14 protein-coding genes are annotated in these 15,426 nt (G+C 67.6%); 1 reads left to right on the forward strand and 13 read right to left on the reverse strand.

The genetic code is table 11. The annotated features are described in order from the left end of the window. Nucleotides 1–98: 98 nt before the first annotated feature. The 7 genes from ACIA76_RS32490 to ACIA76_RS32520 all read right to left on the reverse strand — a co-directional run bounded on the left by ACIA76_RS32490 (nt 99) and on the right by ACIA76_RS32520 (nt 7,623). A complete protein-coding gene (locus ACIA76_RS32490; protein WP_397157295.1) occupies nt 99–302 on the reverse strand; it encodes a hypothetical protein in 204 nt (67 codons plus the stop codon). 67 nt (nt 303–369) lie between these two features. Further along, nucleotides 370–1,626, reverse strand: coding sequence for an acyltransferase family protein (locus ACIA76_RS32495; protein ID WP_397157297.1), 1,257 nt, complete (start codon nt 1,624–1,626; stop codon nt 370–372). A gap of 25 nt (nt 1,627–1,651) precedes the next feature. Continuing rightward, on the reverse strand, nt 1,652–2,065 hold the full coding sequence (locus tag ACIA76_RS32500; protein ID WP_397157299.1) for a hypothetical protein: 414 nt from the start codon (nt 2,063–2,065) through the stop codon (nt 1,652–1,654). Nucleotides 2,066–2,107: 42 nt separating this feature from the next. Further along, nucleotides 2,108–3,079, reverse strand: a complete 972-nt coding sequence (locus tag ACIA76_RS32505) for a nitroreductase/quinone reductase family protein (protein WP_397157301.1) — start codon at nt 3,077–3,079, stop codon at nt 2,108–2,110. A 33-nt stretch (nt 3,080–3,112) separates the two neighbouring features. Beyond that, entirely contained in the window at nt 3,113–4,129 is a 1,017-nt protein-coding gene (fgd, locus tag ACIA76_RS32510; RefSeq protein WP_397157303.1) for a glucose-6-phosphate dehydrogenase (coenzyme-F420), read from the reverse strand. Nucleotides 4,130–4,225: 96 nt separating this feature from the next. After that, nucleotides 4,226–6,475: a LuxR C-terminal-related transcriptional regulator gene (locus ACIA76_RS32515; RefSeq protein ID WP_397157304.1), complete on the reverse strand. Its 2,250-nt coding sequence runs from the start codon at nt 6,473–6,475 to the stop codon at nt 4,226–4,228. Between the two features lie 23 nt (nt 6,476–6,498). Beyond that, nucleotides 6,499–7,623, reverse strand: a complete 1,125-nt coding sequence (locus tag ACIA76_RS32520; protein WP_397157305.1) for a 3-deoxy-7-phosphoheptulonate synthase — start codon at nt 7,621–7,623, stop codon at nt 6,499–6,501. Nucleotides 7,624–8,083: 460 nt separating this feature from the next. Between ACIA76_RS32520 and ACIA76_RS32525 the strand changes: the two genes are divergently transcribed. Continuing rightward, nucleotides 8,084–9,193, forward strand: a complete 1,110-nt coding sequence (locus tag ACIA76_RS32525; RefSeq protein ID WP_397157306.1) for an NAD(P)/FAD-dependent oxidoreductase — start codon at nt 8,084–8,086, stop codon at nt 9,191–9,193. 61 nt (nt 9,194–9,254) lie between these two features. Here the strand turns inward: ACIA76_RS32525 and ACIA76_RS32530 are convergent, their stop codons facing one another. The 6 genes from ACIA76_RS32530 to ACIA76_RS32555 all read right to left on the reverse strand — a co-directional run bounded on the left by ACIA76_RS32530 (nt 9,255) and on the right by ACIA76_RS32555 (nt 15,417). After that, on the reverse strand, nt 9,255–9,728 hold the full coding sequence (locus ACIA76_RS32530; RefSeq protein WP_397157308.1) for a flavodoxin family protein: 474 nt from the start codon (nt 9,726–9,728) through the stop codon (nt 9,255–9,257). 140 nt (nt 9,729–9,868) lie between these two features. Next, entirely contained in the window at nt 9,869–10,963 is a 1,095-nt protein-coding gene (gene fni, locus ACIA76_RS32535) for a type 2 isopentenyl-diphosphate Delta-isomerase (protein ID WP_397157310.1), read from the reverse strand. Further along, a complete protein-coding gene (locus tag ACIA76_RS32540; RefSeq protein WP_397157312.1) occupies nt 10,960–12,072 on the reverse strand; it encodes a phosphomevalonate kinase in 1,113 nt (370 codons plus the stop codon). The genes fni and ACIA76_RS32540 overlap by 4 nt, the downstream gene beginning before the upstream one ends. Continuing rightward, complete coding sequence (mvaD, locus tag ACIA76_RS32545; protein WP_397157314.1) at nt 12,059–13,072, reverse strand: diphosphomevalonate decarboxylase; 1,014 nt, start codon at nt 13,070–13,072, stop codon at nt 12,059–12,061. Before mvaD ends, ACIA76_RS32540 begins: the two co-directional genes overlap by 14 nt. 87 nt (nt 13,073–13,159) lie before the next feature. Then, entirely contained in the window at nt 13,160–14,161 is a 1,002-nt protein-coding gene (gene mvk, locus ACIA76_RS32550; protein ID WP_397157316.1) for a mevalonate kinase, read from the reverse strand. 77 nt (nt 14,162–14,238) lie between these two features. Continuing rightward, nucleotides 14,239–15,417 carry a hydroxymethylglutaryl-CoA synthase gene (locus tag ACIA76_RS32555; protein ID WP_397157318.1) on the reverse strand — a complete coding sequence of 393 codons (1,179 nt, stop codon included), beginning with the start codon at nt 15,415–15,417 and terminating at the stop codon, nt 14,239–14,241. Between the last annotated feature and the right edge of the window lie 9 nt (nt 15,418–15,426).

Genomic DNA, 15,426 nt, shown 5'->3' on the forward strand with positions numbered 1-15,426 from the left:
ACGTTATGCCGGTGCCGACCGGCCGGACATTCCTCGGATGCGGTATCCGGACCGGATCGAAAAGATAGGTGCGGTGCGTCGAAAGGAGTAGCGGCGAATCACCATTCGATGATGTTCCTCCTGGAATGAATGCCGTCGAGGGTGGCCGAGAATTCGGCCGAGGCGCATCCGCAATAGCACTGCGCGACACCGTGAGTCGGGATGGAAGCGAGTGCCAGGTCTTCCGCCGGTGCGGTGGAAACGATGCTCAGCACGAGTGATTGCAGCATTTCCGGGACATGGTTGTGGTGCATGATGATCACCGTTGTTCTACGGGAAATCGAGCACCGGCCACCGGAATCCGGCGGCCGGTGCGCAGAGGTGACAGGATCAGCGCGGATTCTCGGCCCGCACGCGGGGTGTTCGCCGGCCGGAGAATCGTTTCATCAGCGGCAGATCCACCCGGTAGTACAGCAGCGCGCCCGCCGCCGTCGAGACGATCAGCGACAGCGTCGCCCAGCCCAGCCAGCCCAGTAATCCGAAGGTGTGACCACCGATGAACAGCCTCGTGATCAGCACCATCACCGGGAACTGGATCAGATAGAACGCGAAGGACACATTGCCGAGCCACACCATCACCCTGGACGAATTCAGTCCACGGATGCCCTGCAGATCACGGGCGGCGAGGGTGGCGACCACCGCGGTCATCGGTGCGAGCAGGAATGCCGACATCTTGTAGTTCACCGGCACGACCCAGGTGGCCGCGTAGGCCACCGCCAGCAGCGTCAGCGGCGGACCCATGCGGGTGTTGCGCCACCGGCCCTCGAGCACCATGCGGGCCGCGAGGACCCCGAGGAAGAATTCGGGTAGCCGCGACAGTGGGAAGTTGTAGCTGAGCCAGTACGACAGCGCGACCGGGATATCGTCGTGCGCGAACCATGCCGGGGAGGCGTGCAATTCGAACATCGGCGAGGTCGCCTGCGGGACCAGCCGTGGCGCGAAGGCGTTCTCGATGCCCTTGGGCCCGTCGACGAACAGGAAGTACGCCGTGTGCAGCGCGAGGATGAATACGAAAAGCGCTGCGGCCCACCGCATCAGATGTTCGGTGCGGATCCGCCGGATCAGCGGGAGCACGATCGGGAAAGTGAAGTAGAACAGGATTTCCGAGGCCAGCGACCAGGACGGCACATTGAGTCCGCCGACGGTGGTGGACTTGGGGAACCAGGTGTGCACCAGCAGCAGATTCGGCACCCACACCACCAGCCGGTGCAGCGGCACGCTCGCCACCAGGATGAATGTCACCGCGGCGACCAGATGCGACGGGTAGATCTTCAAAACCCGTCGCCAATAGAAACGCGGTATCGAGGCGCCGGGCTTGTACGACCAGTAGATGATGAATCCGGACAGCACGAAGAAGAACGTGACGCCGGCCGCCCCCAGCTGCATGGGCATGAAGTAGTGGATCCGCCGGAACAGTTCCGATTTCTGGAACGGATACACCGGCAGAAAGACCAGGGCGTGCAGGAGAAAGACGGCGAATGCCGCCCACCACCGGGCCCCCGTCAGCGACGGGAGGGCCGGGCGGCTGTGCGCGATATCGGGCGACACCGCGGGGGTCTCCCGCGGTGCCGTTCGGGTGTCGGTCACGGCGCGAACTCGATTCGTCGCGCGGTCAGTAGCCGGGCTTCGGATCGAAGCCGGGGTCCGACAGGGTGGGTGGCGCGGGCTTCGGCGCGGGAGCGGGCTCCGGGGCGGGCTTCGGCTTGGGCGCGGGCGCCTGCTGCTGCGGTGCGGGCGCGGGCTTCGGCGCGGGAGCCGGTTCCGGGGCGGGCGCGGGCGCGGGGTCCTCGGCGGGCGGCGCGGGGGCCGGCGCCGGGGCGGGGGTCTGCGGGGCCGGAGCCGCCGCGGGCACGGACGGAACCGGCGGCGCGGCCGGACTGGAGATCGCCGACTGCGGGGCCTCCGCGGCGGTGCTCGGGGTCGTGGTATGCGAATCGGTGTCGCTGCCACAGGCCGCGACCGAGATCAGGGCCGCGCCACCGAGCACCGCAAGCGTAATACGAATGGGCAGAAGGGATTTCATCACGTCAACTCCTCGATCGGTACAAAGGGTGGATCGGTCGTGCGGTCAGACGGAGGATTTCCGCTCGAGCGGGGTGACCACGGCGGGTTCCGTCACCGCGCGCGGCTCACAGATCACGACGGGGATATCGCGGTCGGTACGGGTCTGATAGACGGCGAAACCGTGGTAGGACTTCACGATCTGCGGCCACAGCACGGCCTTTTCGGCGGCATTCGCGGTCCGCGCCGTCCACGGCGAGGTGACGCCATCGATGGTCAATTCGACCTTCGGTTCGGCGACCAGGTTGCGGTACCACTCCGGATCGCGGTCGTCACCCTCCTTGGAGGCCACCAGGATCACCCGATCGCTCTCCATGAGCGGCACCCACAGCACGGCGGTCCGGCGCGCCCCCGACTTGCGGCCGATGACATGCAATTCGATAGCGGCCATGCCGAATTGCTTATTACCCCACTTGCCGCCGCTGGCCTTCAGAATGAGGTGATGGGTGTTGCGGATGAACTTCAACACCTCGTCGAATACGTAATTGCGCGGCTTGGCGATCCAGCCCTGCCGGGTGAGCTGCTTCGCCTTCCGCGGCGAGGTGATCGCGATCTCGGCGGTCCGCAGCACATTACGGTATCCGGCCGCGAGCACCCGGAATCCGACATTGCGCGTCACGAAATCCGCGCCCAGTGGAATCGCGGCCTCGGCAGTGGTCTTCAGCACCACCCGGGTGCCGCCGGGCACCTCGGAGAAGATGAATTCCGCGCCCTGATGCCGGATCGCCGGAAATCCGCTCTCGATGACCCAGCCGAGCTTGTACGGAGCGTCATAGGCGGTGATGCGCTCGGTGTACGTGCCGAAGAACCAGGTGATCTGCCGGACCGCGCCGACGCCGTAGGGCGTATCCGCGGCGGGTTCGGTCAGCCGGTTGTGCAATACCGCCGAGGCGGAGGAGTAGTTGTCGGTATCGGCGAACCATTCGAAGACCTTCTCGATAGGCGCCGCGATGGTGCGTTCCACCGTCAGTGTCTGCATTGTTGATCCTGTCGGTCTCTGTGAGGCGAATATCTAACCGAGCTTGCGCAGCCGGGGAGCCAGATCCCTGGCGAACAGCTCGAGGAAACGAGCCTGGTCATGGCCCGGAGCATGGAAGACGAGATGCCGCATTCCGGCGTCGATATAGGGCGCGATGCGCGAGGTCACCTCGTCGGGATCGGTTCCGACGATCCAGCGCTTGGCGATCTGGTCGATCGGCAGCGCGTCGGCGGCGGCCTCCATCTCGATGGGATCGGAGATGCTGTGCTTCTGCTCCGGCGTCAGCGACAGCGGCGCCCAGAAGCGCGTATTCTCCAGCGCCAGTTCGGCATCGGTCTCATAGGACAGCTTGATCTCGATCATCGTGTCGACGGCCTCGACCTCGCGGCCTGCCTTCGCCGCACCCTCGGTGACCGCGGGCATCAGCTTCTCGGTGTAGAGGTCCATCCCCTTGCCGGAGGTGCAGATGAAACCGTCGCCGACGCGCCCGGCATAGCGGGCGACCAGCGGACCGCCCGCGGCGATGTACACCGGAACGCCGGCGGCCGGGACGTCGTAGATCGAGGCGCCGACGGCACGGTAGTACTGCCCGTCGAAATCGACGCGCTCACCGGTCCACAGCGCCCGCATGAGTTCGACCGATTCGCGCAGCCGGGCGAATCGCTCCTTGAATTCCGGCCATTCGCCGGTGAATCCGGTGGCGATTTCGTTCAGCGCCTCCCCGGATCCGACGCCCAGCAGCACGCGGTTCGGGTAGAGACAGGCCATCGTCGCGAAGGCCTGCGCGACGACCGCCGGGTTGTAGCGGAATGTGGGGGTCAGCACCGAGGTGCCGATCTGAATGCGACGAGTACGCTCGCCGACCGCCGCCAGCCAGGCCAGCGAGAAGGGCGCATGCCCGCCGTTGTACCGCCACGGCTGGAAATGGTCACTGATCATGGCGCTGTCGAAACCATTGTCCTCGGCCGACACCGTGAGTTCGACAAGTTCACGCGGACCGAACTGCTCCGCCGATGCCTTGTATCCCAGTCGAAGTTCCGTCACTATCATTCCTCGAAGTCGCAATTGCTTTTGCAGTCGACTAAAGCCTACCGTCGATATTCGATGTCACAATGGCAAGCCCTTGTCAGCTGTCCGGTCATTTCTTCAGCCGAGTTCGGCGATTTTCACGGGGTCCTGTTCGCCCTTCACCACGAGGGCGACATGCAGTCGAGACGGGCAGTTCAGCTTCGACATGACCTGCCGGAGATGATTGATCACCGTCCATTCGGCAATTCCGAGTCGAGTGGCGATCATGCGGTTGGTCAGGCCGTCCGCGACCAGCAGCGCAATCTCGCGCTGCCGTTTGGTCAATGCCTCGAGCGGCGATTCCGCGGGTGCGGGAATCTCGGGGCCCGCCACTGCGCAGGCGATGACATCATCGAGATCCCTGGCCGTTTCCGGACGGATGAGATGGGCGGCCCGCAGATCGTCGGTATCCTCCGGCAGCGGAATCGCGTATGCGGTGCGAATATGGTGCACCGCGCCGAAGAGAGCGGCGGCCGTATCCCCGAATTCGGGGCCCGCCATCCGATATGCCATCGCACAACCCTCGACCGCCGCGAGCGTCTCGAGAATGTGATTTCCGGATTCCGGAATTCGCAGCGCGTCGCGAGACAGTTCGAGCGCGCGATGCGCGGTATCGGCGCCGAGTCGCGTGCGGGCCAGGACGTTGTACAGCCGCAGCCGATCGGCATCGGCGTCGAGCCGCCGAATCCGTTCGCGGATCCGGGCCCAGTCCTCGTCCCGCTGCCCGGCGGGTTCGGCCAGCGCGGCCAGATAGATCTCGACGACCTCGGTACGCCCCGCGAGGGTCAGCTGTTCGTGGGCCCGGGCGGGCCGGCCGACCTCCAGCTGTGCCATACCCAGCCGCGCGGGAATCCGATACATCCCCGCGGCGTCGTTGCCGCGGCGATAGCCCTCCCCCGCACGGGTGAACAGCTCGACCGCCCGCCGGGATCGGCCCGACCGCAGCGCCCACTGGCCGAGCAGCTCCAGGCCGCGCGGCAGTTCGGTCTCCGCGGCCAGCAGCCGTTCGATCTCGGACAGATATCCGAATCGGATCCAGACATCCTCGAGCAGTCCGGCGATCTCGACGGCGCGATCCGCCCGGCCCATCGCGATCAGCCGGGCGACGGTCGCCCGGAAGTCGTCGATGCGCTGCCCGGCGATGGTCAGCGCGGCCGCGCGCTGCTCCGGCCGCCTCAGCTCACCGGCGATCCGAAAGGCCAACTCGCACAGTCGATCGACATGATCGCGCCGGATCCGATCCCCGCGGGCGCGATCGGTTTCCAGCAGTCGGTGACAGTAGGCGCGCACGGTCGCGATCAGCTCATAGCTGGGGTGACCGGCATCGGTCACCGTGCGCTGCACCAGGCTGTGGTCGATCAGCGTGGTCAGGGTGCCGCCGATGAACATCTCCTCCATATCGACCATCAGGGAGACGGTGTCGGGATCCACCGCCGATTCGCACAGAGACAGATGCAGCAGGACATCGACCGTACTGTCGTCGAGGCGGTTCATACCCCAGGCCACCGCATCGTGTAATGACCTGTGCCGCACCGGGATATCGACATAGGGCAGCGGCGTCAGGCCCGCACCGGATCGGAGCAGCTTCAATGTCTGCGCCGATCCGATCCGGTTGATGGTGATCGCGGCCAGCTCCAGGGCCAGCGGCACACCGTCGACCTCGTGCGCGATCTCGTCCAGCACCAGCCGATTCGCCGCGGAACCGCGATAGCGGCTGTCGATGCTGGCGAGCAGTAGCTGCGCGGCCGCCGACGAGGCGGGGCGGTTGGGCCCCGAATCCGAGCGGGTGCGCAGCGGGCGCACGTAGACCACATACTCGCGGTGCAGATTGAGCACGATGCGACTGGTCGCCACGACAAGCAGATTCGGGCAGTGCCGCAGTAGACGAGAGATGTCGTGCGCGATCTGGCCCGACACCAGATCACAGTTGTCCATCAGCAGAACGGTTCGATCGGCGCCGATCCCGGCCTCGAGCAGCTCCAGCGGCTGCCGCACCTCGCCGGGGCCGCCGTAGCCGGCGGCGGCGAGCACCGTGTTCCAGACCTCCGAGCGGTTGTTCGCCTCGGCGAGATCCACCGCGGCGTAGCGGCCGGTCCCGAAGTCGCTGCGGGCCAGCACTTCCTGGGCGAGCCGGCTCTTGCCCACCCCGGCGGCGCCGGTCAGCGTGAGCAGGCGAACCCTCGGATCGTTGATCAGATACCGGATCTCGGTGACCTCCTTGTCGCGACCGACGAGGGTCGGAAGCCGGAGGCTGTCGATATCGGCCTCATCGCCGGTGATGAGATCGATCCCGATGCTCGACAACTCTGAACGTGTAGTACTGGGCACGGTGTTCTCCTTGCTGGCCCGAATCAACTCGCGGTGACCGGCAACCGGGGTGTGACCGAATTGCTGCGACGGGTCTCGACCGCGGCGGCGAGGCGGTCGAGCTGGATGGCGGTGGTGTGCCAGTTCAGGCAGGCGTCGGTGATGGATTGGCCGTAGGTCAGCTCCGCGGCCCGGCCCAGGGTCAGGTCCTGGCGCCCGGCGATCAGGAAGCTCTCCATCATCACGCCCACGACGCCCTGTTCACCGGCGGCGATCCGCTCGGCGATATCGCTGACCACATCGACCTGCCGGTTGTGGTCCTTATTGCTGTTGCCGTGGCTGGCGTCGATCACGACTCGCTGTGGGAGCGAAGCCTTTTCCAGTCGGATGCACGCCTCGGCGACCGAGGCCGCGTCGTAGTTCGTGCCATTGCTGCCGCCGCGCAGAATCACATGGCAGTCCGGATTGCCGATGGTGCGAATCAGCGCCGCGCGGCCATCCAGATCGGTGCCGGGGAAGACATGGCTGGCACCGGCGGCGCGCACGCCGTCGACGGCCACCTGCACATCACCATCGGTGCCGTTCTTGATGCCGACCGGCATCGACAGCGCACTGGCCAGCTGCCGATGCACCTGGCTGGCCGCGGTGCGCGCGCCGATCGCGCCGTAGGACACCAGATCCGCGATGTACTGCGGGGTGATCGGATCGAGGAATTCACACGCCACGGGCAATCCGAGCGCGGTGATCTCCACCAGCAGCCGCCGGCCCAGCCGCAGGCCGGTGTCGACGTCGAAGGATCCGTCCAGATGCGGATCGTTGACCAGGCCCTTCCAGCCGAGCGTGGTACGCGGCTTCTCGAAGTACACCCGCATCACCACATGCAGCCGGTCCGACACCTCGGCGGCCTTGGCGGCCAACCGGCGGGCGTAATCGATCGCGGCGTCGGGATCGTGCACCGAACATGGCCCGACGATCACCATCAACCGGTCGTCCGCGCCGGTGAGCACGTCCGTGGTGGCCCAGCGACCGGCACGCACGACGGCGGCGAGGGTGTCATCGATCGGATGTGCGCGGCGGACATCGGCGGGTGAGAGCAAGGGGCTGACGCTGAGCGTCCGCCGATCATCGAGGTCGGAACGCGAGGTGGCGATCGCGATATCAGTATTCATTCGTATAACCCTTCGACCTGCCACGTCATCGTGGGAGCCCGCGTTGATTCGGGCCTGCGACCGATATGCCGCGCATGCCGTTCTCCTTTGAGCTTGTAAATCCCTGGACAATAGCCCGCATATCGATGCGAAAAGAGAAGAAGAATGCGCATCGCATGCACGAGCGACCGTGGGAAAGAAATGCCGCACACCATTGACGGAGGTGGGCCGATCCGATTGCGGGCACAGCTGCGCCGCCCCAATAGCGTGACACTTTACGAAAGCCCAGGTCAAGTGTGATACCGGTCACAAGAATTCGGATCGCCTATTATTATTGCGCAGCAATCGAAATACCATTCTCGCACCTTCGTTTCGCTATTGCCACGCGAAGGACAAAGGATTGTGGGAAGACATCGCGGTCTGGAACAGTTGGCGGCGCTCTAGCCGTTTCACGAAGTTGGTCTACCGCAAGGGGTTTCGTGTGGACACCGAAGTAGTCGTTCTGGGAGCCGGATACGCCGGTATGAGTGCCGCGAAGCGCCTGAGCCGCGCGGGTGGGCGGCTGCGCGTCACGGTCGTCAATCCGCGCCGGGATTTCGTCGAGCGAATTCGGTTGCACCAGTTCGTCGCCGGAAACCATCCGGCGTCGCGGCCGCTGCGCGAGCTACTGCCCGCCTCGGCCCGGCTCGTCGTGGACGCCGCGGTATCGATCGATGCACGAAATCGGGTGGTGCACACCGCCGATGGCATTGCCCTCGGATACGACTATCTGGTGTTCGCCATCGGCAGCCACGGCCGGCTCGACCTGATTCCGGGCGCCGCCGAGCATGCGGTCGCCCTCGACACCTGGGAGGCGGCCCACGCGGCTCGGCAACGGCTGCACGGCCTTTCGGCCGATGGCACCGTTACGGTGATCGGCGGCGGCCTGACCGGCATCGAGACGGCGGCGGAGCTGGCCGAACAGCACCGGTACCTGGTACGGCTGATCACCGGCGGCGAGATCGGTGCGACCCTGCCGGACCGAGCGCGGGCGCGGCTGCGCTCCTACTTCGCCGCGGCCGGTGTCGTGCTGTGCGAGCATGCGACGGTCGCCGAGATCCGGGAGGGGAAGATCGTACTGGCCGACGGCCGGATCCTCGACAGCGAACTGACCTTCGCGGCAACGGCTTTCACGGTGCCCGGCCTCGCCCGCACCAGCGGGCTCGACGTCGATTCGATCGGCGCCCTGCGGGTCACGGATTCGCTTGTCAGCGTGGGCGATCCGACGATCATCGGGGCGGGCGACGCGGTGGTCCTCGATACCCCGCTCCGCAGAAGTACCCAGGCCGCGGTCCCGACCGGTGTGCACGCCGCCGAGACGGTGCTGCGCCTGCTCGACGGGCGGCAGCCGAAACCGGTGCGGCGCAAGTTCGTCGGGCAGGCGGTGAGTCTGGGACGGCGAAACGCGCTCGTCCAGCCCACCGACCTCGCCGACCGCCCGCTAGCGCGGATCACACTGAACGGCCGCCTCGCGGCCCTGGCCAAGGAACAGGTCTGCCGCGCGACACTGCATGGCGGACAGTGGGGTCCGATCGGCTACAGCTGGTCATGACACGACGGCGGGACACCGTGCGCCGGTGTCCCGCCGTCGTGAAGTCCGTCGTGACGTCCGATCAGGACGCCGCGCCGATGCGGGTGCGCAGACCCTCGGCGAACAGCAGCGCCTCCTCCAGATCGGCCGCGTTCGGCCGCCCCTTCTTGATGCCGCCGACCAGCTTGAACGGCGCGTAGGTGTCGAATCCGCGGCCGTGGAAGGTGTCGACGACCTCGAAACCCTTCTGCTCGAGCTGCCGGACCATCGAACGGACGTAGCGCCGGAACGGCGGCTCCGGAAGTCCACTGCTGGCGAGGACGAACGCCTTGCGCCACTGCTGCTCCGGCAGCGCGGCGACGAACTTGCGCAGATCCGGGTGGAAGGCCATGTTGAAGATGCCCGAGCCGAATCCCACGAGATCGTAGTCGGCGAGTTCCGCCACATCGACCTCTCCGGGAGTGACGACACGCGCGTCCAGGACCCGACCCATGACGTCGGCGACCTTCTTGGTATTGCCATGGGACACAGAGGTGCACACGATGATGGCCTTCATGACCATGCTCCTTTCGCTTCGTTTTCGATTTCGGTGTGGCGCTGGTCGAATCGAGCCTAACCGCGACGATTGCGGGAGATAATTCTCCGAACGGGTAGGGGATGGCACGAAAGACGTATGCGGCCACCCCCACCCACCTGCTACAGCGCGGCGCGACGGGCGTATTCGCCCGGGTCGATGCCGCGCAACCGGCAGAACTCCGCCAGATTTCCGGTCAGCAGCACATCGGTATTCGCCAGATCGCGCACGGTCGGCGCGCCGAGTACCACCATCAGCTGCCGGATCTGGGTGACCCAGTCGAGGATCGTCGACACCAGCGCGTCCACCCCGTGGCTGTCGAGGACGGACAGGAAGGTGCCCGACACCCCGACCGCCCGCGCGCCCAGGGCGAGTGCGCGCACCACATCCAGCGGATGCCGCACGCCGCCGGAGCCCAGCAGGGTCACCCCGCGCCGATGCGCCACCGCGGCGGCATCGACGAGGCAGGCCGGTGCGGACTGTCCCCAGTCCGCGAGATAGGCGAAATCGCCGAGCGGGCGCCGGGCGTTCTCGATCGCGGCGAAATTCGTTCCGCCCCGGCCCGAGACGTCGACGATCGATACACCGAGGTCGGCCACGCGGTCGACCGCGGCCCGGCTCATCCCGAATCCGACCTCCTTCACGATCACCGGCACGTCGAGCGCCTCGACCAGCCGCGCGATCTGTCGCGGCCACGCCGAGAAGTCCCGATCGCCCTCGGGCATCACGATCTCCTGGATCGTGTTGATGTGGATCTGCAGCGCGTCGGCGCCAAGCAGATCCACCGCCCGCCGCGCCATCTCCGGGGTCGCGTTGGCGTTGACGTTGGCGATGATGAATCCGTCCGGATGCTCCTCGCGCAGCACCCGATAGGTCGGCGCGAGCGCGGGTTCGGCGAGATAGGCGCTCATCGAGCCGGTGGCGATCGCCACATTCGCCTCGCGGGCCGCGATCGCCAGGCCCCGGTTGACCTCGCCCGTGCGGGCGCTGCCGCCGGTCATGGCATTGATGAAAAGCGGTACGGCCCAGCGGGTTCCGGCGACCTCGGTCGCGAGCGACACCGTCGACTCGGAAGTCCCGGCGAGGGCGTCGTGCACGAAGCGCACCTCGTCGAACTGGTTCACCTCGACACCGGCGGCGCGCAGGTGGTGCTGCTCCACCGCCAGGCGCACGTGATCGTCCTTGCGGCTGCCGTAGGTCTCTGCCACTGTCGTCACTGGTACTGCCCTCTCGCTGAAAACGGTTGGTGCACCCGCAGTTCGAGCGGCAGGATGCCCGCCGCTCGCCACCGCTGTTGCAGTTGCTGCGCATCGGCCGGGGCGACCAGTGCGATTCCACAGTCGCCGCCGCCGGCGCCGGAGGTCTTCGCGACCGCGCCGAGGGTTTCGGCGACGCTGCGCAGCGCGGCCAGCTCCGCGGTCTCCACGACCACCCCGGCCAGACCGCTCACCGCGCGCAGCAGCGCCCCGGCCGAGGCCACGGCCGCCACGACCGATGCGTCGTCCCCGGATTCCAACGCCGCCACCAGCGTTGCGACACAGGCATTGCTGGCCGCGGCGAACCGCCCGTAGGCCGACGTATCGCCCGCGATGCCGCGGCGCAACTTCTCGACCAGACCGCTCGAGACGGCCGGATGCCCCGACCAGCCCACCTCGAGCCGCACCGTGCGGGGCGCGGGCACGCGGCGCGCGGACAGCTGCGGCCACGGGCGCTCCACGAGGTCGGCGAGCCGAGTGTCGTTGCGCGCGAAGAGCTCCGCCACCCGTGCCCGGTCCGGCGCGCGATAGGAGACCCAGCCGCCGAGCATCGACGCCGCGACATCGCCGCCCGAACAGCGCGGGTCGACCGCGAAGGCGACCAGGAGCGCCAGGCGCAACAGCGCCTGCTCATCGAGCTCGAATCGGTAGGCCTGCGCGAGCGCGCGCACCACCCCGACGGTCACCGCGCCCGAGGAGCCGAGCCCGAACTTGCGACCGGTCTCGCGCTCGTCCAATTCCGAACGAATCCCGAGATGGAAGCCGAGCGACTCGTTCCCGCATTCGAACGCGTACCGCTCCACCAGATCGACGGCGGCGAGCACATGCCGCAGCGCCGCGGTGGTGGCCGGATCATCGTCCGCGACAACCGATCTCCCGTCGCGGCGCGCCAATTCCACGCGCCGGTCGCCGGTGCGGGCGGTGGTCACCGTGCGGCTCGCGGGCGGGGCGGGCGATACGCTGACCGTCAGGTAGCGGTCCACCGCGACCAGCACCGCCGCGCCGCCCGGTTCGAGCACCGCGTATTCCCCGGCGATGTACAGCTTGCCGGGAACCTCAACGGTGATCATCTGCGCTCGATTCGCCGAGGCCACTGACGGCCGCCCCCGGACCGGGGGTGGCCACGAGAACCCGTATCGCCGAATCGGTTTCGGCCAGCGCGGCGGCCACCTCGGCGCTGTCGCGCCGGTCGCACAGCACCTTCACATTGGGGCCCGCGTCCATGGTGGCGTAGGCGGCCACACCCGCCGCGCGCAGCGCGAGCACCCGATCCAGCACCCGCATCGATCCGGGCGAGAAGTAGCGCACGGCGGGTCGGGCGCCGAGCATCGTGGCGTGCATGCCCAATGCGTTGCGTTCGGCGATCTCGCCGACCGCGGCCAGATCCCCGGCCGCGAGGGCGGTATGCATATCGCGCAGATCCTGTTCGCTGGACTGCACCCACGGACGGTAGAACGGTGAGGTCTCGACGGTGCGCCGCATCGCCTCCCGGCTGTCGACCGCCTTCTCCCGGGCATCGACCAGCGCGACGACGAGCGCCGGATCCAGCCGCGGCGCCTCGACCGGCTCGGCGTAACTGCTGAGATCCCCCGCGGCGCCGGACCCTTCGCCGCGATGCCATTGGGCGAAGCCGCCGTAGATGGATCGCGAGGCGCTGCCGGAACCCCGCCGGGCCAGCCGCGACAGCGCGCGCCGGTCGAGGTCGAGGCCGTAGGCGCCGGAGGCCGCGAACGCCAGCGCCGCGAATCCGGAGGCCGAGGAGGCCAGGCCCGCCCCGGTCGGCCCGGTATTGACCGTGCACACCTGGGCCCGCCGGCGATCTCCCGCCAAATCCCGGACCAGATCGAGGAATCCGGTGACCCGGGCGGCGAATCTCGGTGGCGCCGGGACCTCCGCGACAGTGACGCTGTCGGCCGCGAGCTCATCGCTCACGGTCACGGTCGTCACCGTCGCGAAGACGCCGAGGGTGAGTGACAGGCTGCTGGTCTCGGGCAGATGTAGCGCATCATCGCGCTTACCCCAGTACTTGATCAGCGCGATATTCGGATAGGCCGTCGCGGTAACGCTCATACCAACTCCTCCCTCATGCAGTGTTCATTGCGGCATGAGTGGGGCGCTGCGTGGTTACGCTCCGCTGCCGCCTCCGCGCCTGACCACTCATGCCGGTACCGGATTCAACGCTACGGTGTGGCAGCCCTGCGCGCCCGCGGCGATGAGGGCGTCGCGCAGCCGCACCGCGGCCTGGTCGTCGGCGGCCAGTGCGATCACACAGCCGCCCAATCCCCCGCCGGACAGCTTGGCGCCCAGGGCTTGTGCCTCGAGCGCCGCACCCACCAGGATCTCGATCTCCGGGCAGCTCACACCCAGCCGGGCGAGGATGTCATGCGTCGCGGACATCTTCGCCCCCACCTCGGCGAATCGCCCGGCGGCCAGATCCGCGGCGGCCGCGGTCGTGATCGCCGCCGCCCGATCCAGCAGATCCGTGCCGTAGGCGCCGAGTTCGGCGAGGCGGCCGCGTACGGCCGACACCGCCTGGCGGGTGCTGCCGTACACCCCGGTGTCCGCCACGACCAGCACGGGCCGGGGCGGGCCCGCCACGGGCAGCGGTGTGACCGTGCCGTGCTGGAACCAGATCGGCCCGCCCGCGCTGATCACGGTGCGCGCGTCCACCCCGCTGGCCTTGCCGTGCGCGAAGGATTCCGACCGCTGGATCAGCGCGAACATGGTGTCGCGGTCCAGCTTTCGGCCCCACAGCGCCGCCACGGCCTCGATGATCGCCGCGGCGCTGGCCGCACTGGATCCGAAACCGCGCCCCGCCGGAATGCCGCTGTCGACCGTGATGAACAGTCCGTCGTCGGGCAGGTCGAGGTGCTCGCACACCGCCGAGACGGCCAGCCGGGGCACCGCCGTGGCGTCCAGCTGCGAGGTCGCCGCCGATTCCCGCCGGCCGGTGTCCAGCGCCGAGGATTCGATCACGACCGGGCCGGGCCGCCGGCGGGCCCGAGCGGTCACCGGCAGCGCCGGCACCGGCAGCGCGATCGCGGGTTTGCCGTAGAGCACCACATGCTCGCCGAACAGGATCAGCTTGGCGCTCGCGCGCCCGCTGCCGACCTCACCCTCGTCGGCGTCCGCCACGGCGGGCCGGCTGCGCGGATCCAACACACTAGGAGGTAGCCACCGCATTTCCATACTCCATCAACGCATTTCGTTCTCGGTGTGGATCGTCCGCACCCGCATCATTGCGCGTGGGCCGCCGCATAGATCCTGGAATGCCCGGAAATCGCCGTGAGCCGGAACGGACTGCGGCTGCGCGCGGAGACGACCAGCTCCGAACCGTCCTCGGGCAGCGTGAAATCGCGCAGGGCACGGTACTTCTCATACGAGATGGGCTCGCGGCGGGCGATCGCCGCGCGGTTGTCGGCGGTCCGCAGATGTGCGCGGTAGCCGGGAACCATTGTCACCGAGAACAGTTCGGCGACGCAGCCCGATCCGTAGCTGAACAGCGCCACCGAGCGTCCGTCGAGATCGTCGGAATGGTCGAGCAGGGAGGTGAATCCGACGAACAGCGAGGCGGTGTAGCTGTTACCGATCGCCCGGTTGTAGATCGTGGTCGGCGACAGATCCGCGTGCAGGCGCGCGGCGGTGGCCTCGATCCCCTTCAGCTCCAGCAGCCGGGTATGGGCCTTATGGGCCATCTTGGTGAACGGCTGGTGATAGCAGAATCCGGCGAATTCGGAGACGCCGCGCCCACCCCGGCCCTCGTAATCCTTCCAGGCCTGTTCGACGGCCTCGAGATACGCACTGACCGAGAGCTTTCCGTCGACCAGCGGGGTGGAGCGGTAGTTGGGCCGCCAGAAGTCCTGGACGTTGGCGGTGTACAGGCCGACGGTCTCATCGACCACCGCGAGATTCGGATTCGCCGCGACCAGCATCGCCACCGCGGCCCCGCCCTGGGTGCTCTCGCCCCCGGAGTCGAGATCGTATTTCGCGATATCGCTGGCGATCACGAGCACTCGCTGCTCGGGGTCGCGGGCCACGATGCCCACCGCGAGCTGCAGCGCCGAGGTGCCGCCGTAGCAGGCCTGTTTCAGTTCCACCGCACGCGACGCGGCGGGCAATCCGATCAGATCCTGCACGTAGACCGCAGCGGATTTCGACTGATCGATCCCGCTCTCGGTGGCGAACAGAATGGTCCGGATGCCCTCGACGCCGTGGCGGGCCACGATCTGCTTGGCGGCCGCGGCCGCCAGGGTGACGATATCCTCGTCCGGGGCCGGAACGGTCTGGGAGGTCTGGCCGAGACCGATGTAGTACTTGTTGACGTCCGCACCGTTATGTCTGGCCAACTCGGCCAGATCCATGGCGTAATGACCGGTGGCCAGGGCGATGTCATGGATTCCGATAGGCACTGTCATGGCCGATCC

Origin of the sequence: Nocardia sp. NPDC051570 (assembly GCF_044454005.1) — a bacterium.
Taxonomy (GTDB): domain Bacteria; phylum Actinomycetota; class Actinomycetes; order Mycobacteriales; family Mycobacteriaceae; genus Nocardia.